Source organism: Streptomyces sp. NPDC043867, assembly GCF_056435845.1.
Map to the genome: position 1 here is coordinate 259,353 of NZ_JBWKDS010000003.1, position 20,548 is coordinate 279,900.

18 protein-coding genes are annotated in these 20,548 nt (G+C 69.4%); 10 read left to right on the plus strand and 8 right to left on the minus strand.

The genetic code is table 11. The features are described 5' to 3' along the window. Nucleotides 1-8 precede the first annotated feature (8 nt). Nucleotides 9-1,082 carry a TniQ family protein gene (locus AC069T_RS04730; RefSeq protein ID WP_478781330.1) on the minus strand — a complete coding sequence of 358 codons (1,074 nt, stop codon included), beginning with the start codon at nucleotides 1,080-1,082 and terminating at the stop codon, nucleotides 9-11. Nucleotides 1,083-1,253: 171 nt separating this feature from the next. On the opposite strand from AC069T_RS04730, the gene AC069T_RS04735 reads away from it, so the two are divergent. After that, entirely contained in the window at nucleotides 1,254-3,578 is a 2,325-nt protein-coding gene (locus AC069T_RS04735; protein WP_478781331.1) for a helicase associated domain-containing protein, read from the plus strand. Nucleotides 3,579-3,646: 68 nt separating this feature from the next. Here the strand turns inward: AC069T_RS04735 and AC069T_RS04740 are convergent, their stop codons facing one another. The 4 genes from AC069T_RS04740 to AC069T_RS04755 form a co-directional block, all read right to left on the minus strand. After that, nucleotides 3,647-4,321 (minus strand): hypothetical protein, encoded by a 675-nt coding sequence (locus AC069T_RS04740; RefSeq protein WP_478781332.1) that lies wholly within the window; start codon nucleotides 4,319-4,321, stop codon nucleotides 3,647-3,649. A gap of 82 nt (nucleotides 4,322-4,403) precedes the next feature. Further along, nucleotides 4,404-5,468, minus strand: coding sequence for an AAA family ATPase (locus AC069T_RS04745; protein WP_478781333.1), 1,065 nt, complete (start codon nucleotides 5,466-5,468; stop codon nucleotides 4,404-4,406). Next, nucleotides 5,465-7,849 carry a transposase family protein gene (locus tag AC069T_RS04750; RefSeq protein WP_478781334.1) on the minus strand — a complete coding sequence of 795 codons (2,385 nt, stop codon included), beginning with the start codon at nucleotides 7,847-7,849 and terminating at the stop codon, nucleotides 5,465-5,467. Before AC069T_RS04750 ends, AC069T_RS04745 begins: the two co-directional genes overlap by 4 nt. Continuing rightward, nucleotides 7,846-8,634 (minus strand): TnsA-like heteromeric transposase endonuclease subunit, encoded by a 789-nt coding sequence (locus AC069T_RS04755; RefSeq protein WP_478781335.1) that lies wholly within the window; start codon nucleotides 8,632-8,634, stop codon nucleotides 7,846-7,848. Before AC069T_RS04755 ends, AC069T_RS04750 begins: the two co-directional genes overlap by 4 nt. A 279-nt stretch (nucleotides 8,635-8,913) precedes the next feature. Between AC069T_RS04755 and tap the strand changes: the two genes are divergently transcribed. Then, the gene (gene tap, locus AC069T_RS04760) at nucleotides 8,914-10,935 is read left to right on the plus strand and encodes a telomere-associated protein Tap (RefSeq protein ID WP_478781336.1); all 2,022 of its coding nucleotides are present in this window, start codon (nucleotides 8,914-8,916) and stop codon (nucleotides 10,933-10,935) included. A gap of 13 nt (nucleotides 10,936-10,948) precedes the next feature. Here the strand turns inward: tap and AC069T_RS04765 are convergent, their stop codons facing one another. After that, the gene (locus AC069T_RS04765) at nucleotides 10,949-12,016 is read right to left on the minus strand and encodes a TniQ family protein (protein WP_478781337.1); all 1,068 of its coding nucleotides are present in this window, start codon (nucleotides 12,014-12,016) and stop codon (nucleotides 10,949-10,951) included. A gap of 69 nt (nucleotides 12,017-12,085) precedes the next feature. Between AC069T_RS04765 and tpg the strand changes: the two genes are divergently transcribed. Further along, nucleotides 12,086-12,664: a telomere-protecting terminal protein Tpg gene (tpg, locus tag AC069T_RS04770; protein ID WP_478781338.1), complete on the plus strand. Its 579-nt coding sequence runs from the start codon at nucleotides 12,086-12,088 to the stop codon at nucleotides 12,662-12,664. A 104-nt stretch (nucleotides 12,665-12,768) separates the two neighbouring features. Here tpg and AC069T_RS04775 read toward each other — a convergent pair whose 3' ends face one another. Continuing rightward, nucleotides 12,769-13,209, minus strand: a complete 441-nt coding sequence (locus AC069T_RS04775) for an ATP-binding protein (protein WP_478781339.1) — start codon at nucleotides 13,207-13,209, stop codon at nucleotides 12,769-12,771. A 625-nt stretch (nucleotides 13,210-13,834) separates the two neighbouring features. Here AC069T_RS04775 and AC069T_RS04780 point away from each other — a divergent pair. Together AC069T_RS04780 and AC069T_RS04785 are read left to right on the plus strand one after the other, a co-directional pair. Next, nucleotides 13,835-14,149 carry a hypothetical protein gene (locus AC069T_RS04780; protein WP_478781340.1) on the plus strand — a complete coding sequence of 105 codons (315 nt, stop codon included), beginning with the start codon at nucleotides 13,835-13,837 and terminating at the stop codon, nucleotides 14,147-14,149. Continuing rightward, nucleotides 14,134-14,532, plus strand: a complete 399-nt coding sequence (locus AC069T_RS04785) for a helicase associated domain-containing protein (RefSeq protein ID WP_478781341.1) — start codon at nucleotides 14,134-14,136, stop codon at nucleotides 14,530-14,532. Before AC069T_RS04780 ends, AC069T_RS04785 begins: the two co-directional genes overlap by 16 nt. 124 nt (nucleotides 14,533-14,656) lie before the next feature. On the opposite strand, the gene AC069T_RS04790 is transcribed toward AC069T_RS04785, so the two are convergent. Further along, nucleotides 14,657-14,884: a hypothetical protein gene (locus tag AC069T_RS04790; protein WP_478781342.1), complete on the minus strand. Its 228-nt coding sequence runs from the start codon at nucleotides 14,882-14,884 to the stop codon at nucleotides 14,657-14,659. A gap of 691 nt (nucleotides 14,885-15,575) precedes the next feature. Here AC069T_RS04790 and AC069T_RS04795 point away from each other — a divergent pair. From AC069T_RS04795 to AC069T_RS04815, 5 genes are all read left to right on the plus strand, one after another. Next, nucleotides 15,576-15,866 (plus strand): hypothetical protein, encoded by a 291-nt coding sequence (locus AC069T_RS04795; RefSeq protein ID WP_478781343.1) that lies wholly within the window; start codon nucleotides 15,576-15,578, stop codon nucleotides 15,864-15,866. A 165-nt stretch (nucleotides 15,867-16,031) separates the two neighbouring features. Then, a complete protein-coding gene (locus AC069T_RS04800; RefSeq protein ID WP_478781344.1) occupies nucleotides 16,032-17,411 on the plus strand; it encodes a B12-binding domain-containing radical SAM protein in 1,380 nt (459 codons plus the stop codon). Next, a complete protein-coding gene (locus AC069T_RS04805) occupies nucleotides 17,408-18,253 on the plus strand; it encodes a GNAT family N-acetyltransferase (protein WP_478781345.1) in 846 nt (281 codons plus the stop codon). Before AC069T_RS04800 ends, AC069T_RS04805 begins: the two co-directional genes overlap by 4 nt. After that, the gene (locus tag AC069T_RS04810) at nucleotides 18,250-19,521 is read left to right on the plus strand and encodes a hypothetical protein (RefSeq protein ID WP_478781346.1); all 1,272 of its coding nucleotides are present in this window, start codon (nucleotides 18,250-18,252) and stop codon (nucleotides 19,519-19,521) included. The genes AC069T_RS04805 and AC069T_RS04810 overlap by 4 nt, the downstream gene beginning before the upstream one ends. Then, nucleotides 19,505-20,533, plus strand: coding sequence for a biotin synthase BioB (locus AC069T_RS04815; RefSeq protein WP_478781347.1), 1,029 nt, complete (start codon nucleotides 19,505-19,507; stop codon nucleotides 20,531-20,533). Before AC069T_RS04810 ends, AC069T_RS04815 begins: the two co-directional genes overlap by 17 nt. Nucleotides 20,534-20,548: the final 15 nt, after the last annotated feature.

Consider the following 20,548-nt stretch of genomic DNA (forward strand, 5'->3'; position numbering starts at 1 on the left):
ACAGCCGGTCAGACCCGTGCGCGCACGGGAAACTCGGACTCCCGCATTTCCGGCTCCGGCGGCGTACCCCATCGCCACGGCAGACAGGTGATCTCCTCAAGCCCCATGCCGGCCGCGGCTGTGGGGTGCGGACCGCACAGCGGCAGCCGCCGCAAGCGGCCCTGAGCCGGCCGCTGCACGCCGCGCCCGGGCCGGCCCTGATGGAGGACCGACCACTCAAGGACCGGTTCGACGGCGATATCGCCCGGCATGTCCCAGGAGGTGAACGCATCCCGCAGATGACCCAGCCACACCCCGTCCTGTGTGCGGGACTGCGTACCGCGCAGCCGCCGGCGTTCCCGGGCAGCCAGCTCCGTGGCCAGCAGCACCATCTCCGGATAGGCGACCAGCGGCGCCAGCCGCAGCCCGCTGCTGTCCGCCGTGATCTGCTGCAGCCGCCGCTTCCACCCCTCAGGCGCCAGGCCCACGTTCCACCAGTACCCGACCATGTGATAGGCGTCGGCGAACGCGACGCGTCCCCCCGCTCCCAGACGGCGCTCCAGACGCAGCCGTCGGCGATGGGCCTCCAGAACATCCGGCAGCTGCCCGAGCGGGATCGAAGTGACGCCGCCCTGGCGCAGGTTGTCCTGCCAGCGGCGGTGGCGCGCACATACCTGCCAGCTGGTGGCCGACACGACATGGATGACCTCGCCCGGAGCCCGGCCGCTGACGCACACCTCGCACGCTGGCACCACATATCCAGCCTCCGGCTCCCACCGCGGAGCACGCCACCGCGGCCGTTCATCCGCAGGCAGCATCCGGCCCGCCAGGCTCGGCAGCGCCCTGGCCAGCATGTCCGGCGTGCGCGCAGCCAGCGCGGCCAGCCGCGCACACGCGGCCGGGTTGAGATAGACCTCCGTGTACTGCGGTCCAGGGACGGGCCCGCTGCCCAGGCCAACGTCCGACAGCAGCTCCTGCACGCTCTCGTCGTTGGCGGCGGCCAGCCGGTGCAGGTAGGAGTTCACCGACTCGCCGGGAAAGAACCGCCTGACCCGCCGGGGCCGCGGCTCCAGCGTCTCGCGCCCGCCTTTCAGGCCTGGCACCCTCACCGGTTCCCCACTCGCCACCGCATACCCTTCCCGCGCCCGGCCCTGTCACCGGCAACGCTACCCAACTCACCCCTGGGTAGCGGGATTTGGCACCTCGCTGCTCAGCGGCTTCGTACAGTTCAGGTGATCAGTTGCGCGTCACCGACCCAGCCCCGAGGAGCTTTCGTGCCTGCCGCCGCACCGTCCGACACCGGCCTGCGCCCGCACCAGCAGGAGGCGGTCGACGCGATCACGAAGGCGTTCACCGCGGACCGGCTCGAGCGCGTCATCGTGGTGTCCGCCTGCGGCACCGGCAAGACCCGCATGGCGATCGGCGCGGTCCAGCAGCTGACCCCCCAGGGGCGCGTGCTCGTCGTGGTCCCGACGCGGGACTTACTCACCCAGACCATCCACCGCTGGCACGAAGCGTCCGGCAACCGGATGATGATCGGCTTCACCCCCCTCAGCCAGAAAGCCACCGGCCTGCCCGAAAGCGTGGCCCGCCTCGTCAAAGAGCCAGACCAGCTCGCCGACCTGGTCGCTGACACGCCCGGGCCTGTGGCGGTCTTCGTCACCTACTCCTCCCTCGAACGCCTCGCGGAAGCCCACCACGGCCACGGCTTGCCCGCGTGGGACATGATCGTTGTCGACGAGGCCCACCGCACCTGCATGAGCACCAGCGAAGGCTGGGGCATCGTCCACGACAACGACACCCTGCCCGCCCTGCACCGCCTCTACATGACCGCCACCCCAAGGGTGTTCAACGCACCGCTGCCCGGCGAGGCGCCATGGCACGACCTGCCCGCAGCGAGCATGGACCGCCGCGACATCTTCGGCCCCGTCGTCTACCGCCTGAACATGGCCGAGGCCATCGAACGCGGCATCCTCGCCGACTACCAGGTCCTCATGCCCGTCATCACCGACAGTGACCTGCATGCCATTCTGACCACCGCGCCCCACCGCAGCCCACACCACGACGGGCTGCGCACCGCCGCCCTCCACATCGCCGTCCTGCGCGCCATCGCCGAGCAAACCCTCCAGCGGGTGCTGGTGTTCCACAACCGCGTCGCGGCGGCCGAAGCCTTCTCCGACCAGCTTCCCCTCACCGCGGCACAGGCCACCGAGCCCCTTCACCACGCCCGGCTGGCGTCCTTCTGCCTCGACGGCGACCAGCCGCTGCGCGAGCGACGCGAGATCCTCAGCGCCTTCAGCCAGACCGAGGGCTGCGCCGTGCTGAACAACGTGCGTGTCCTCAACGAGGGCGTCGACATCCCCACCATCGACGCCGTCGTCTTCGCCGCGCCCCGTAACAGCATGGTCGACGCCATCCAGGCCATCGGCCGGGCCCTGCGCCTGCCACCCGGCAAAGGCAAGAAGGCCACCCTCATCCTGCCCGTCTACCTGCCCAACGGCCGCGTCAGCGAAAACACCCTGCAAAGCTCCGAGTTCGCCGCGCTGTTCGCCACCCTCCAAGCTCTGCGGGCCCACGACGACACCTTCCTCGACCACATCGCGCTGCCGCGCCGCAGCAGCCGCGGCGGCGCCACGTCACTGCGGCGCGCCTACTACAGCCCGCCCGAGCGCGCCCTGGAGATCGCCCTCGCCCTCGGCCTCGAAGTCACCCTGCCCGCCACCGGGTCCTTCCGGCGCGGCCTGGCCGCAGCCACTCGCCACCACGCCGCCCACCACACCCTCGACGTCGCCCCCGCCTACACCGACAGCGACGGCTTCGCCCTGGGCGACTGGATCGCAAACCAGCGCCTGCGCCGCGTCGCCGGCCGCCTGACGGCCGACCAGATCGCCGCCCTCGACGGCCTCGGCATGCAGTGGGCCACCCCGCCCACCAACATCGACCGCATGCTCGAACACGCCCGCGCCTACGCCACCGCCCACGGACACCTGGCCGCACCCACCAGCGCCACCCAGGGCGGCCACCCCGTCGGTGCGTGGCTGGCGGAGTGCCGCAAGAAAGCCAACGCCGCAACACTGGCCAAGAGCCATGCCGCACAACTGCACGCCCTCGACCCCTGGTGGAACCCCGGCTGGCCGCTGACCTGGCGGCGCGCCTACGCGCACGCCAAAGCGCACATCGACGCCGGCGGCAGCCGGGACGTGGCCGGCTCCTTCACCACTGCGGACGGCTTCAAGCTGGGGCAGTGGCTCAGCCGCCAGCGCAATCACTTCGACACGCTCCACATCGAACAGGCCAAGCTGCTGATCGACATTGGCATCACCCCGCACGTCGACAGCCTCCACCCCGAAGCCTTCCGCACCGAACGAGGCCAGGCCTTCCGGCGCGGCCTGGTCGCCGCCTCCGGCTACCTCGCCCGCGAAGGCCACCTCAACGTCCCCCGCCAGCACACCGAAACCGACTGGATCGGCCCTTTCCGGCTCGGCTCCTGGATCGACCACATCCGCCGCGCCCCCAACGAACTCACCCACGAAGAACGCGCCGCACTCGACATCCTCCGCATGGCCTGGCAGACACCACCGCCCGCGCAGGAGCAGTAGACGCCACCTCGCAAGAAACCGGCCACGCGCGCAGCGCACGCCTCAGGCCGGGGTGGCCGACGACGCCGTCAACGCGGTGCAGCACCGACAGTCGCGACAAGCGGCGGCTGCGGCGTGGACAGCGCCGCGTGCAGCCCGCGCCGGATCCCCGCCCGGTACACCTCTCCCGCCGTGGTGACACCGGCGGCCAGGCGCTCGTACTCCGCTGTGGCCTGCTCCCGCGGCTTGGCGCGCGACTGCAGAACGGCGGCGGAGTAGTCGGCACGCCATTGCCGGAGTCGGCGGATGGACTCTTTTGAGGAGGACCAGCATCCGGCACGCACCTGTTCCACGAGAGCCGCCGGCAGGGACAGGGAGAGGCTTTCCGGATAGCTGTTGCCGATGGCGGCGGGGAGGAGCCCCATGGGCATCTCCTCCCAGTCCACGCCGATCCAGGAGCGGTCCCAGCCCCGGGCCTGTAGTTCCTGGCGTACCCCGAAGGCAATCACAAGGTCCCTCTTGTCCAGGAGGCTGCCGCGGCTGCGCAAGACGTCCAGTGCTTGGCGCTGTTCGGCCCGCAGGGTGTCCCGCTGCGGGGGTGTCAGCCCCTTCAGCTGTGTCCGATGATGTGCCTTCAACTGCTGCGTCCAAGCCTGATGTCGTTCCAGGCCGCTGGTCAGGGCGAGGCGGGTGCCCAGCGGCACGCGGACGGTCACCTTCGTCGCGCCGCTGTCCTCGTCCTCTTCGACGTCGTCGTACTCCACGGCTGTTCTTCCCCTGCTAGGTGAACTGTGACCAGAGTCCTCGCCCTGGGCTGATTGACTGCCCGGGCGGTTGTGCGCGATGTCAGATGGTGCGGCTGCGGCCGATGGCCAGGGACTCCAGCAGCTCCTCGGTGATGCGCTCCTGCTTGTTCCAGATCGCTTTCTGGGCGCCCTGGCTGACGAGCTGGGACAGGGCCCGCAGGTAGCCCTTGGTGCGGCGGTGCAGGTACTCGTGCAGGTTGGTCAGGTCGTCAGGCTGGTGGTGGTGCAGGCACAGGTTCTTGTCGAACTTGCGGACGATCCTCGTGAACAGCTTGTGGCCGTCCGTGTCGTAGCCGATCCGGCTGGTGCGCAGGGTGGCGTAGTCGCCCCAGATCTCCTCGTTGTCGGCCAGGGCGGTCTCCCGGTCCCGAGTCAGGGGGTCGACGATGGACCGGGCGGCCCGTCCGGCGAAGAGGAAGGTGGCACCGGTGCTTTCGCTGATCTCTTCCAGGTAGGCGAACGACTCCTCGGCGTCCGCGCCTGCCCGCAGCTGCTCGATGCCGTCGATGAGGACCAGCAGGGTGGAGCTATTACGCATCACATGGCAGATGGAACGGGTGGGATCGCTGCCGCCATCGTGTTTGAGGCCGAGGAAGGAGGCGAAGGCGGCCGGCCAGTTCCGCCGCCCGCCCCGGGCCAGGGGAGGCACCCGCAGTGCGATCACCGGGATGCGGTTCTCGTCCGGCTCATACAGACGGGCGATCTTGTTCTCGTAGTGGCGGCCGATGTACTGCAGGATCTCGGTCTTGCCGGTGCCCCGCGGGCCCTCGATGATGACGCCGGTCTTGCCGTGGATGCGTTCCCGGTTGGCCAGCACATGCTCGTGGACGACGACCAGGGCCTGGCCGACGGCGGGGGTGACCACGGTCGGCATCAAGGCGTGATAGCGCAGCCGCAGGTCGTTGTCGGTGACTTCCGTGCCGGGCGGCGGGCTGTCGGCCAGGTCGGGCGGGGTGCGGTCCAGGGCGGCGAAGGTGCGCCAGTTGCTCAGGGTGTTCAGCCAAATGGGCCGGGGCGCGGTGAACACCGGCGTGGGGGCGGAGGAGTCGATGAGCAGACGGATGTCGTCGTCTTCGATCTCCTCGATGCCCGGTGGCTGCATCATGACCTGTCCTCCTGCGGTGGGTTGGTTTCGGCGGGCAGGTCCAGCAGGTGACGCGCGGCGCTGTCGAGGCTGTCGTCCAGGTCGCCCAGATCCGCCAGGAGCGAGGGCTCTTCGGTGTCCGCGCCGCCCCGGGCGTCCGGTCCGTGGGCGGGCCCGGGCGCGATCTCTTCTTCCGCGAGGGACGGGGCGGGGGCGTACAGGCTCGGATCGTCCAGCTCCAGCACCGTCAGCGGTCCCAGCGCGTCCAGGTCCAGCGTCTCCGCGTCGGCGAACGGGTCGAAGACGCCGTCACCGGCCCGTGCCCATCCGGCATCCAGCCCCGGCACGGGCGCGTACCCGTCGGGCACGCTCACCACGCCGGGATCGTCCGGGCCCTGTCCCGCCCGCTCCAGCAGGTCGGCCAGGACCTGCGCGATGTCCTCGTCCTGCGTGTGGCGGCCGCCGCGCGCCACGTGCTCCGCGGTGGCCGTGTCCCACAGGTGCTGTGTCCACGGGGCGCCGATCAGGTGCTGGTGCTTGAAGACGGCAGTGATCCACTCACCGGAGCGGTGGTCGCGCAGCCACACCTGCTCGGGGGTGTAGGGGTTGTAGCGCAGCTCCCACCCGTCGCGCTTCTTGCCCTTGAGCCCCGATGGCGTGTTGCGGACCTCCTCGAGTTCCCCTTTGAAGTTGTCATAGGTGCGGTTCTTGAACCGGATGCCGTCATCGCGCACCCCGACCCAGGCGGTGGGCAGCAGCTGGAGGTAGTCGGCAAAGCCCAGCGGGATCGGCAGGTAGCCGGCCGCCTGCACGCCCGCGGCGTACATCTGGTTCGGAGTCAGCGGCGGCAGGTTCGGCTCGTAGGGGCTGCGCAGTTCCCCATGCGGCCGCGCCTGCCAGCCGACCGCGATCCACTCCTGCAGCAGATCGTCCAGTTCCTGCAGCGTCCACAGCCGGTCCGGATCGGTCTCCTTGCCACGGCGGCTGAAGTCCCGCCCGGTGTAGGAGTTGACGTGCTGGCTGAACAGCGACTTGATCGACTCGAAGGTCCGCTCGACGATCGCCTTGTCGGTTGGGGTGCGCTTGCGGGCCGGGCGCACGGAGATTCCGAGGAAGGAGCAGGCGTCGAAGAAGGTCTGCCCGGTGAAGACCGTGCCATGGTCGATCACGATCGTCTCCGGCATGATCACCGGCCGGGCCGCGGCGTGCTCCATCCGCGCGTCGACCTCCAGCAGTTCCTCGTACGGCAGATCCGAACGGGCCGCGGACGCCGCCGCATCGAACCCGGGCCGCATCGGAGCCGGCACCATGCACAGCGCCAGCAGCAGCGAGGCGTCCACCGCCTTGGTGGCCCGCCCCTTGCTGGTGTTGGTGCTCAGCAGCGCCCTCGTCTGCTGCCGGGTCTTGCGCCGGCCCGCAGTCTTGGGCCGCAGTACGGCGGCGATGACGCTGCGCGTGAACACGTCGATGGCCGCCGTGAGTTCCACCTGTGTGGGCCGTCCGTCATCGCCCAGCACTTTGACATCCAGCGCGGTGGAGTCGATCTGCACGAGCTCGCCCGGCGCGGTGGCGGTGGTCACTCCGAACGGCGGGGCTGGACGGTTGAGGCGGTCCTTGCGGCGCCGGGTGGGATCCCGCAGCTGCAGTGCGTCGAACCCCAGCCGCTTCAACAGCGCGTACAGCGTGGGGTCGGCCGGCACCTTCACGCCGGGGCCCAGCCTGGCCCGTGCCGTGCGCCGCAGGTTCTTGAACAGGGTGCGGGCGTCGGTGGCGGCTTCCTCTTTCGCCTGGCGTTCCTGCAAAGCCAGCAGCAGGTCCACCACCCGTGCGTCGGTGCGCCGGTTCACCGTGGTCGGGCGGGTGCGCCGCTTGTCGATGAGCCCCCAGATGTCCTCGCGCAGGAAGGCCAGCCGCTTGCGCTGGACCGTCTTCCACGACACCTTCCAGCCCAGCACGGCCTGCAGTTCGGCGGCCTTGCGTTCATAGCGCTCGACCAGTGTGAACTGCTCGGGGTCGTAGCCTTCCCGCGGTCTGCTGCCCTCGGGGACCTCCGGCAGCAGACCGGTGTCGACCTCGATGACGTGCCGCCGCCACATCCGTGCCTCATGGGCGCACTCGGGGCTGACCCCCTCCAGCATGGACCAGTTCGGCAGCGGCTCCGCCGACACCGGCCGGCCCGACCGGTCGAGCACGGCGAAGTCCTCAGCCGCGGCCAGGAGCTGAATCGGCACCGCCACCGTGGGCGCCGCCCCGCCCCGGGCAGGCTCCAGATGCACCGTCGTCCCCGCAAGGGCCGACACGGCATAGAGGTTGCCCATCCAGCGCACCTGGTCGCCCGGCGCCAAAATGCCGCGCGGTGCCAGGCCTGCTGCCGGGGGCCGGCTCTCCGGCACCACGCTCATACGGCCTCCGCCTCAAGAACCTGACGCATCGCCGACGGCATCCGGCCCGACAGCCTGATCACACTGCTCGGGCTCATGGCCTTGTTCCACTCCATGCCCAGCTCCTGCCGCCACAACAGGTGATACAGGCGCGGCAGCGTCGATAGCCGCGGCAGCCCCGTCGCCCGTACCCCCTCCTCCAGCGTGCGAGGTGTCCGGAACGCGGCTTTCAGGGCCTGCTCGACCTCCCGGTCGCCGCACCGCGGGTGCCGGTACCGCGACACCCACCGCAGGTTCGCCAGCGCCATGGGTTCCGGAATCCGGGGCATCCCCAGCTCCCAGCCCGCCTCCTGACAGGCCTGGCGCAATACCTGCTGCTGGCGCTGCCACCGCGGACTCGGCCCACTCGCCGGAGGGCAGGCAACGACCAGTGTCGCCCCCCGATCCGTCCGCACGAAGAAGTCCGGCACGACGCTGCGCTCCCGGCCCCGCGCCCGCCACTGGATCTTCGCGGACCATGCGGTGAACTCCGTCACCGACGGGTTGAAATCCAGCAGCATGGCCACTGCCAGCACGTTCATGGACCGGCAGCCCACATGTTTGCCGGTCGTGGCGGCCCACCACCAGGTAGCAATGCTGCGCTGAGAGGGATGCCGGGCCGGACGCCACACCTCGCCCCGGCGGGTGAGCGGAACAGAGCCAGCCCGGGCGACGGAGACCGTGATGCTCCTGCTGCCGTCCTCAAGGCGGTGGACGACCTCCAGCGCTGCAGTCACCGTGCCCCAGATCCCCTTCTGTGCATCCACGCAGTGCTGGTCAACTGACCTCCTAGTGAAACGGGTTGACTCTAGTGCAGGGTGAGCGGCCGCAGGATCAAAAACCCGTCATCCCTCAGCGGCCGCGACTGACCCAGCGGTGTGCCGCGAGGCCCTGACGGGGCTGCCTGCGCCTCCTGCCCGGGCCATTGCCCTGGACGATCGCGCAGCATCAAGGCACGACGCAGCCCCACCAGATGCTCCTGCGCAACATGATCCACGATGACCGGATTACGACGGCGCGCCCCGCGGCCCTGTCAGATTCGGTGCGTGCGAGAAGAACATCCCCACGAGAGCGAACTGTGCGCACGGGTGGACGGGCTCCTCGCCGACCTCTCCGCGCAGCGGATCCCCCTGCCGCCGCCCCGCGAACGGACGCAGCTGCGCACGGCCGCAGGCCTGTCCACCGAGCAAGTGGCAGACGTCCTTTCCTGCCGGGCCGAGGACATCGCGGCATGGGAAGCCGGGACCCGCGAGCCGCGCATGCCGCGCCGCGCCGCCTACGCCCGTCTTCTGGACGGCCTCAAGGCCCTGGAGCAGCCGCTGCAGACCAAGATCCCCTCTCCTCGGGAGCCCACAGCGCCCGCCGCCCGGACCGAGCAGCCCACGCTCTTTCCCGCCGACGAGGCACCCTCCTCACCGCGCAGGCCCGCTCCCAGCCAGCCGCTCGTCATCCCCACCGGCCCGCTGGCCGTCATCGACCACACCGACACCCTCGTCGCCCACTTCATCGACGGATCCGAACTGCCACTGGCCGCAGACGACCTGCCCGGCGTGCTGCAGTGGGTCCTGGACAGCGGTCTGCGCCGGGACGAACTCTCCCCCTACGACCAGGTCGGCGACCCGCTCATCGTCCTGACCCCCGCAGCTAGCACGGCACTGCACCTGCCCGCCGAACTCGGCGACCGCGCCGCGTTGCGCCTTCCCACCGACCACCCGGTCCTTGCCCAACTGCGCCAGGCAGGCTTCCATCTCACCCGCCGAGGCTTCGGCCCCTGGCCGCGCGTCTACCGGCCGGTCGTGAACAAGAAACGAGCCTCTCTCCAACTGGCCGTCCAGGCATGGGGAGCGCTCGGCCAGGACGGCTGGAACCTGCCCCCGCTGGCGCCGACCGACCTGGCCCGGCTGCTGGGCCTGTACACCGAGCGGCTGCTGACCCCCCGCGGCTCCACCGCCGTGTGCGGCCAAGAGCTGATGACCGCCCTGCGGCCGCCGACGAAACCGGGCCGCGACCCCGCCAGCAACAGATGGGTCTCCACACCACACCGCGGCGCCCTGCACCATGCCATGGACCCGGCACCGCCCGAAGCCCCCGACGCCCACCCCCTCGCCCGAGAACGCCGGCCCGAAGACGCCATGGAAGAGGAGGCCTGGGACTGGAGCCGTGCCCCCGGCGAACACGAGAGCGCCCTCGCCCACGTGGTCGGGCTCGACATCAACCTCGCCTTCCTCAGCGCCGCCTCCAGCCTGTCCGTCGGCCTCAACGCCCCGCCCCACCACGTCACCGCGCCCACCTTCGACAAGACGATCCCAGGCGCCTGGTACTGCGACCTCAGCCACGCGGCGCTGGATCCCCGTCTGCCCTCACCCTTCACCGCCACCGGCCAGGCCCCGACCAAACCCGCCTGGTACACCACCGTGACCCTCGCCTACGCCCAGGAACTCAACCTGGACGTCCGGCCGACCGAGGCATATCTGCGCGATGACCACGGCCCGTACCTCAACCCCTGGTACGAGCGGCTCAGAGACGCCTACCTCGCCACCATGGCTGACCTCGGCGTGCACGAGAAAATCCCCCAGGCCCAGTACCTAGCCGCCATGGAAAAACTCCCCACGGCCGATCCCGCCCCGCTCGCTCTGCTCGCCGCCATCAAGGCCACCGCCAAGGGCGGCCTCGGCAAACTCCGCGAAGGCCCCCGCCACATCACCACCCCCTACACACGCTGGCCCGCCCTGGACAAGCCCACCTGGCGCCCCGACATCCGCGCCGCCGTCGTCGCCAAGGCCCGCGTCAACCTCCACCGCAAACTCCGCAAGATGGCCGAACACAGTGGCCGTTACCCCCTGGCCGTCCTGTCCGACTGCGTCCTGTACCCCGCGCACGCCCCCACCGCCATCGACGTCGTCCCCGCCGGCCCCGACCAGCTCGGCACAAAGGGACTGATCCGCCTCGCCGTCAACCCCGGCTGCGCCAAGCAAGAAGGAGCCAAGAGCATGGCCTGGTACCAGCAGCAGCTCACCCAGGGCCTCAATCCGGCCCGCTACATCAAAAACGATGCACCCGACACCTGACCTGCCCAGCGGTTCACCCGGCAGGCCGCCAGGGCCGGCCGGTCATCGGCGCCCCCAGCCGCCACGGCAGGCACGACGCATCCTCCAGCGGGCCGTGAACCGGAACCACACGGTGCGGCTCCATCAGCATCAACGGTGCACTGCGCGGCACAGCCCGCGCCTGCTCGGACGCCAGACGCTCGACGACCGGCATCGTATTGCGGTGCGACACCAACCACGCCTCCAGCCCACGATGGCCCCCGGCGGCCATCTCCTCGCGCATCCCCAGCCGTTCGCCCACCCACGCCGTCCAGCGGCCCGTCGACCAGCCCGCATGACCGCCGGCGAAACTGCGCCCCACCGCGCGCTGGCGCTCGCGCACCGCCATGGCCTCCGCCACGGTGACCGCCTCCGGGAACACCACCAGCGGTACCGCCCACAGCGCCGAACGGTCCACCCTCAAGATCTCCTGCCGCTTGCGCCACACCCCCCGCCACGCCATCTGACGGCACTGCCACCAATACACCGCCACCTGCTGCGCATCCGCCAGCAAAGCCCGCGCGTACAAGCCCGTGCGACGCTCCAGCCGCACCCGCCGCACATGCGCCTCCACCACCTCAGGCAACAGCTCCAGCCCGACCTGCACACGCCCCCGCTCCAGCGCCGTCCACCGCCGGTGGCGGACACACACCGCCCACCGCCCTCCCGGCACCCGCCACACCGCCCGCTCGCCGCGCCCCGCCGCACACAACGCACAGGCCAGCACCGGCATCCAGCCCTCCGGCCAGGGCTCGACCTCCACCTGGCGGCGCGCGCGGGCACTGATCCTGCTGTCGTTCAGGGACACCAGCGCCTGCGCCAGATGCGCCGACGCCACCCCGCTGGCCTCGGCCAGCCGCTGACGCGCCACCGGCCCCAGACGCACCTCCTCGACCCCCGGGTCCGCCGCCCTGACCGTCCCCGATGCGCCGATATGCCGGGCCAGGTCCTCAAACCCCATCCCGTTAAGCTCCGCAAGCCGCCACAGATACGACGCAACCGTCTCGCCCCGTACCATCACCGCACGCCGTGGCAGCCGCTCAAGCGGACCCTCGATCCTCATGCGGCGATCGTGACAAGACCCGCTGCCCGCACCGCACAAACAAGCCACCCACCACGAAAGCCTCCTGCCGTGCCACTGCGTCTGAGCGCCGACACCGTCCTTGAAGCCCTCGACCGGGCCGACTCCCGGCACTGGACCCGCACCCCGCCCCTCTCGGCACGCGCCCGGCTGGCCTACCTCCTCAAACACCACCACCACGACACGGCCGCCCTCGCCCACCGCCTTCAGGCACGCCCCGCCGACCTCGACGTCTTACGCACAGCCGGACAGACACTGCAGGACCATCCGCTCCACCAAGCCGTGGAGCGCGAGGTCATCCGGCTCTGGCAGCCCCGCGTGCGCCGCCGTGCGCACGACGCCATCCTCGCCAACGGCGGCCAGATGATGCTCAGTTTCCGCGCCTGGCTGGGATTCACCGCCGCCACCGGATCAAGCGACGACCCCCGCCTGCGGTTTCTGACCCTCAGCCTGACCGCCCCGTACCCGGAGCGCCTGTTCACCGCCCAGCGCGCAGGGGCTTCGGAGACAGAACTACGCGCCATCCTCAGCGACGCCCTCGGCGTCTGCTACTTCTACCGCGACCGGCCCGCACACCCGAAGGAGAAAACGGTCCTGGAGCGCATCGACTTCCTGGAGTTCTACTACTGATTCCGCCCTCTGTGCTGCCCTTCAGAGCGGCTACTTGAGCCGAAGCACGGTAGTTGTCACGTAGGCAGTCTTGTTGTCACCTGCGAGGGCGGCGCCGGAAGGTCTCAACTCTTGACGGCTTCTGCGATCTGCTGGGCAGCCTGGGCGGGGGTGAGGTGCGTGGTGTCGACGACCTCGGCCTCGGCGTGCAGCCACGTGCGGGCCGCCTCGGCGTAGGGCTCGAGGTATTGGAGACGGAACGGGGAGTTGGGGCCGAGAACGGTGTCGCCCGCGATGCGTGCGCGGAGGGTGTCCTGGTCGGCATGGAGAACAAAGTGCCGGACCGGAATATCGTGCCGGGCAAGGCCCGAGCTGATCTCGCGCCAGTACTGCTCGACCAGGACGGTCATGGGCATCACCAGGGTTCCGCCGGTGTAGTCGAGGATGCGTCGGGCGGTTTCTACCACGAGGGGCCGCCATGGCGGCCAGTGCTGGAAGTTGTCCGTCGCGGGCAGTCCTGGCTTGATGTCCATGAGTGTCTCGCCGACTTTCTCGGCGTCGAACACCCGTGAGTCCGGGATCAGCTGCTGGACGAGCGCACTGGTCGTTGTCTTGCCTGCGCCGTGGGTGCCGTTAAGTCATACGATCATGGACTTGACGCTAGCGTCGTGCGGGCCGCGGGGACAGGCAGAGTAGAAGATCCGGTGCGGTCGATCGCCTTGACGAGTTGCTTGGCGTGGTTTTCGAGCAGTGGTTTGATGGCGCCGTAGTGGGGCTGGTGGTCAGCTTTGTGGAGCCAGTGGAAGACGTTGTGCCGTTCCCGCGTCCAGACAGCGCGTAGCGCTGGATGGGGTGCGATGTGTGGCGGGCAGGGGGCGAAGTCGGGCTCGCCTTCGGTGGCGCGGGTCCAGATGTAGGCGCTGACGGCCAGGCGTCTGCGGTCGTCGCTGATGGGTTTTCGATGGCTTGTGAGGACCGGGAGCTGGGCGAGGATGTGCTGCCAGTTCTCGGGTTCCAGGGTCCAGGTGGCGAGGGCCTCGCGTCGGCGCTGGTAGTCGATGACAGGGTCGGCGAGGAGTTCGGCGGTGATGGCGTCGAGGGCCTGCTCGAAGTCGCGGGCCGTGCCGCTGGTGCGGAGGTGGCGGTTCAGCAGCTGTGTGTAGCTGTGAGATCAAAAAGGCCCGCACTGCTTTGGCGAAGCTGGAAGCCGAGCGGGACCGGCAGATCACACAGCTCGCCAGGTATGAGAAGGCGAAGGCGGAACGTATCGCCCCGGCGGCCGGACTGAGCCTGACGGACGTCGTCACCCTGCCCCTTGCGCTGGCCCCCGACCGCCTCACCACAGCCAAGACCACCGCGCCCCGCCCCCAGCCGGACGCCTCGGCCACCACCGACAGCACCGAGGCTCCGCCCCATCCCGCCACCCAGACGCAAGCGGTGGCGCCCGCGATGGCCGCCGCCACACCAGCACAACCCATTGCCGACTTCGGTTGCTGGCCCAGCTAGCCGCCCAGCAACCGAACCTGCACCCGCACGCCATGCTGCTGCTGCCCGACCCCGCACCGCGCGCCCGCGGCTTCAGCCGCGGCCTGGTCGCAGCCCGCCAGTACCAGCAGCGCGAAGGCCACTTGGACGTCCCGCTCTCCCACCGCGAAGACATCCACCGCGATGAGGTCCTCCTCGGCCAGTGGCTGCATAAATGCCGCAGCAACACCGCACAGATGACGGCCCCCCAGATCACTGCGCTCACCGCGCTCGGCATCGACCTGGACCCCGTCTTCCAACCCGCGCCCCTCACCGTGCAGCACGCGCAGGACACCCCGTACGACGCCTGGCCACCCGACGCCGACCTGTCGTGGATCCGACCGCCTCCCTTCGCCCTCAGATGAGTACGCCGCACGCGCCATCGCGTCACCTGCCGGATGAGGGGGTGCCGCGGCCACCGCCCGGCAAAAAACCAGGTCAGGCAGCAACACATAAGAGGACTACGCGGCGGTGCGCTGGCGTTCGGCGTCAACCGCGCCGCAGAGCCTCCAGTTTGCGGGGCAGTAACTGGCGCAGCCCGTCGTACCGTAGCCGCCCGACCCGGTACGGGGTGATCAGCCCGTTCTCCTCCAGCGGCATCCCCGGAGGCTGAAGCACGGCGTTGCCCTGGTCATCGAGGACGCCGTCGTGGTTCATCCAGAGCGACACCCACAGCTTCGACGTGCCGTGAGCCCGCTGCAGGAAGCCCTTGCGCACGTCCAGCCACCGCTCCAGCGCGGCCCGTGTCAGCGCCGAGGCCTCGCCCCACTTCCCCTCGACCGTGCCGCCGCCCTGGGGGGCGCCGCTCGACGCGCACCGCGGCGTTGCCCTCGCTCAGGTCCGTGGTGCGCAGCTCGACCAGCTCCCCGCTTCGCGCCGCGGTGTCCAGCTCCAGCGCGAGCAGCGCAGTCAGCCGGGTCTGCGCCGGCGACATGGCCCCGGCCAGGTACTGGTGAACAGCTTACTCGTTCTGCTCAGGGCACCGCAGTCGTCTGCTCCGAGTCCCGGAGCGGGGGCGGTGCGGGATCCTGCAGAGGAAGAAGGGGGAGGGGATTCCGATGGGAGTCAAGTGGAGAGATCCCGCCAGTAGGTGGCCGTTGCATGGATCTTTCGAGGTGAGGGAGACGACGGGCACATGACCCCCTGTCCTGCAATGACAGCGGTATCGGCGTATCCGGATCCCCTCCGTCCATGCTGCATGTATGAGCCAAACGTGTAGATCGCAATGACTTTCCCTACGGCATCCGTGACGATTGGCGGAGCCGCAAGGAGGGTTCGTTCGTGGGTGGTCGCCCGTGAGGGAAAACGGTTCGGCTTACGACGTTGGACCGCCCGAGGCCTGCTTTTCTGCGGCATACCATCCACCGTTGCTGCCCGTCCCTCGGTACACGAGGGAAGAGGAGGACACATGTCACAGCACGTAGTCGAGTACTCCGCCGAACAGATCGCTCAGGCCGGCAAGGCTGCCGTCGCGATGGAGGCGCTCATCCAGCGCCTCAGCCAGGACGAGGACTTCGCGGTCCACCTGGCCAACAACCCGCGCGAGGCTCTCGAAGGCTCGGGCATGCTTATGGAGAAGGAGGCCGTCCAGGCGCTCATGGCGACCGACCCGGAGCGTTTCGACAAGCTCTGTGAGTCGCTGTTCGACCTCGTCGACTCCGACTTCCTGCACGCAATGACGGCGCCCTCCTGCGGCTGACCGGATCCCCGGCGCCGGGGGGCGGCGCGTAATGCTGGGCTGACCGCCCCTTTCCCGCACGCGCCGGCAGAGCAATGCAAGGAGGGCGGGGGCAGGTCGCGTTGTGGGCTTGCCCCCACCGCCCGCCTGCCCATCGAATCGCAGCGTCTTCCAGAGAGGACCGACATGGCCCGCGTCGCATTGGTCAATCTGGCCAGTCTCCCCATGCCCGGCAACGAACCGATCTTCCCGATCGGGGTGCGATGCGTTCAGGACGCTCTCGACCTGTCCGGCCACGAGACCCGGCTGATCGACTTCGTCCAGGACCCCGAAGCCGTGGACGATCTAACCTGGGCCGCCGAATCCTGGGACGCCATCGGGTTCACCATCCGCAACATCGACCCCATCGACCTCTCCTGCGACGGCCACGTCGAGCACTACGTACGGTTCCTGGACAGGGTGCGCGCGGCTCTCGACGCGACAGACCAGCGGCGCCCGCTGTTGATCGGTGGCGGACCGGGCTACACCCTGTTCGCCGACCAACTGACCCCACTCCTCGGCTTCGACGTCGGTGTGATTGGCCCGGGCGAACAGGCCATGCTCGACATCCTCGCCGCCCCGGAGGAGCACCGCGGGCTGAACAAGAACATCACAGGCCGCCGCTACGAAGGCTTTCTGACAGAGGTGCTCCGGCACCCCGAACCGCTCATGAAGGTCTATACGCAGTTCGAGGGTGCGATGATCGGGGTCGAGACCCGCAGGAAGACCTGTTACCAGGGGTGTGTGTACTGCCCGTACGCGTATCTCAACGGTGACAACAGCGGCGATCTGAAGCCCCTCGACCTCATCGCCGCGGAACTCCGGGCGATCCATGCCTCCGGCATCCGCCGCGTCTTCTTCACTGACGGCATATTCAACAGCGAACTCCGGTTCGCCAAGCAAGTGGTCCAGCTTATCGCGGAGTTGGCGCTGCCGGGACTGACGTGGTCGGCGTACTTCACACCCAAGCCGTTCGATGACGAGTTCGCCGCTCTTCTCGCCAAGAGCGGAGTCGAGTTCGTCGTCATCTCCCCTGACAGTCTCGACGACCGGGTCATGAAGCTGCTCGGCAAGACCTTCGACACGCGGCACGTCGATCGCTGTCTCGAACGCTGCCGCAAACACGGCATCCCGGCGCGGGTGAACGTCGTCTTCGGCGGACCGGGCGAGGACGCCACGAGCGTGCGCAACAGCATCGAGTACATCAACTCCAAGCTGCACGACGGTGAGTTGGTCATGCACGTCGGCTATCGGGTCCTACCCCAGACCGGCATGGCCAGGCAACTGGGCATGCCGGACAAGGACCTACTCGCCCCCACGTTCTACCCGTTTCACCCCGATACGTTCTCGTGGATCATCCGTGATCTGGAGAACCGTTTCATGCCGTCCAGCGTGCTGTTCAACTTCATGGCGGCACGCAGTTCCAGCAGGCGCATGGCCAAGGTCCCGCTGCCCGCCGACTCGCTTCAGTCAGCGCCCACCGAATTCCCTTACCTGGCACTGAGCCGAGAGCTGCCCCTCGCGTGACCGCAATGCACGAGAACCAGCCATCCGTACGGACCGGCCCGGTGCGGCGGCTAACGGCCGACGACACCGAAAGCGTCCTTCGGATCGTCGACCTCGAAGAACTGGACTCCGCCACTCTCGCGTGCGAACTCGCCCGCCCGGACGACTACATGTGGATGGGTATCGACCTGCACGGGGGGCGACTAGGCGCCGTTCACCGCAGCATGAGGTGGGGCGACCACCTTCTCCTGAAGGGCGTGTTCGTCGACGAGCCACTGCGCGGCAGCGGCGCGGCCCTGCAACTCGCGTTCGCGCTGCGTGACACCGCGCATGCCGAAGGCTACGAGGGACTCGCGGCCTGGGTCGAGCCGCACAAGCCCGAGGCCGCGCTCGCCCACATGCTGCGGCTGCGGTCCACCGGCCCCCTCGTCCACCGGTTCGACGTCCCCCTGCCAGTCGACGGTCCGTACGCTGTCGCCGCCCCGGCCCGCTCAAACGGCCGACTCGTCATGGAACCAGTGACGTCCGCGCCGCCACTGGTTGCCGACCTCCTGACCGCTGACGCGCCCGGGAGCGTGCGGTGGGTCCATGACCGACACCGCCTCGTCCTGAGCGGCTTTCCCGCCGCCTCCGTCACCGACCTCGGGCAGGTGCTGGCCGCTGCGGGCCCCCTGGCCAAGGCTGCCGGCACCCGCCGCTTGGAGCTACCCGTGCCTGCCGCGGACCTGTCGGCGGCGTTCTTCCTCGCGTCGTTGAAAGCCCATCGGCTCAGCCGTACGCCCGTCCGGCTCGGACGCACGGACTTCGGCTCCACCCGCCGAGGACGCGCCGCACGAGAGCCGAAGGAGCAGGTCCGCGCATGATGCCGCGCGAAGCGCGAGCCCTGGCCCTTCAGCCCGACGAGGAGAAGGCGCACGCCGAGCTGTCCCGTCACGGCCTCGACGCGGCCCGCCTGCGGCAGTTGCTCGGCCACCTCGACGACCGTCCCTGGCGAGCCTGGTCGGACACCGTGGAACTCGTCGACGACGCGAGCGGCCGGCGCACCGACATGGCAGTGCACGTACCGCCCCACCGGCCCGGCCGACGCCTCGGCGCCCTGATCGTCCTGCACGGCGCGGGCGGCTCCGGCGAGCAGATCCTGCCGTACTTCACCGCTCTCGGGGACCGGCTCTCGCTCGCGGTCCTGGCGCCCACCGCGCGGGAGTTGGCCAAGCCGACGCACCACCTCGATGTAGCGGGCATCTTCGGCAGCCGGTTCCGGATGCCGCGCTGGGACCTGACCGGCCAGGACTTCCCGCACACCGCCCTGCGGTGGGCCCGTACGGTGCTGGGCGCCGACCCCGACCGCTGCGTGCTCGCCGGAGTGTCCATGGGCGGACTGGCCACCTGGAACCTGGGCATGCGGTTCTGGCACTCCTTCGCCGCCGCCGTCCCCCTCAACGGCGCCCTCTCGATGTGGGAGGCGTTCGGCCCGGACCGACGGACACGGGCCCTGCTCAGCAACACGCTGCCGCTCCCTCTCTTCGTGATCCACGGAGCCCAGGACACCCGCATCCCGCCTCAATTCGACCGCGAGTCCGTCGCCACTTTGCGCGAACTGGGACACCGCGACTTGGAGCATGCCGAGATCCCGGACGGCGCCCACGGTCTGGACACCCTCAGACTCACCGAGGACAACCCGCTGTTCCTGCGACTGGAGCGATGGCTGAGCCGAGCCAGGCGCGCACGGCCGCCCCTGGAGATCCACCACCGCGCCGACCAGGACGCGCACGGCCGTGCCCACTGGGTGGCGATCAGTGGGATCGCACCCGAGAGACGGGGCGAGATCCACGCTCGATGGACCATGTCGGATCGCATCGAGATCGAGGCGAGCGGTGCGCGGCGCGTGACGCTCCACCTGTGCGGCGATCGGCTCCCCGCCAGCCGCACAATCTCGGTCACCGTCAACGGCACGGAGTCCACCGTGATCTTCGTGCCCGACGCGGATGTCGTGCGCCGCACCTTCCGGGACACCGCGGACGCGGGACTCGTTGCCGAACAGGTCATCCACCTCGACGTACCGCGACCGTCCCGTACCGAGCCCACCGAACCGAACGCACACGCGAGGTGTCGCAATGCTGACTCGATCTGATATACGGGCGTACCTCACCGCCAAAGGCCCGGCCCAGGAGGAACTCTTCGCCGAGGCCCGGCGGCTTCGGGAGGAACACTTCGGGCCGACAGTGATCTTGCGTGGCGTCATCGAGATCACGAACGTGTGCCGGGTGAACTGCGACTACTGCCCGATGCGCCGCGACAACACCTCCGAGAACGACCATTACTTCATGAGCAGCGACGACATCGTTGCCCGCGCCCGCGCCATCCGCGACGCTGGCATCGACATCGTCCTCCTCCAGGGCGGCGAGACCCCGCGCAATGTCGCCACCCTGGAAGACGCCATTCCGCGTATCTGCGAGCTGTTCGACGGGCGCGTTGAGATCCTGCTGAATCTGGGCAACCTGCGGCGCAGCCAGTACCAGCGCCTGCGCGACCTCGGCGCCACGAGCTACATCCTTAAGCACGAGACGAGCGACCCCGACCTCCACCAGGCGATCCGCCACGAATCGCTGCAGACTCGCCTGCGGTGCTTCCGTGACCTTGTGGACCTCGGTTACCGGGTGGGTACGGGCCTCATCTCCAGCCTGCCCGGACAGACCCTGGACAGCATCGTCGACGACATCGAACTGGCCGAGACGCTCGGGGCCCACATGTGCAGCGTCGCTCCCTTCGTCCCGGCGCCCGACACCCCGTTGCAGCTCGCGCCCGCCGGTTCCAACGAACTGGCCCTTAACACGATCGCCGTGCTGCGCCTGCACCGGCCGCAGATGCTGATCCCATCGGTGAGCGCGCTTGAGAAGACGTCCGCCGGCGGCCAGTCCCGCGGCCTGGAGGCCGGCGCCAACGTCATGACTGTCAACTTCACCGGCGCCGACGACCAGCAGCGCTATCTGATCTACGGCAAGGACCGCTACGTGGTGAGAAAACAGCATGTCGAGGAGCTGACCCGGGCCTCCGGCCTGCGCCTGCGCGGATCGGTGTTCCTGGACTCCGAGACGAGTACTGACGTTCCCGTGGGGGCCGGTGCGAGGAAGCCGGTGTCGTGAACCACCCCATAAACT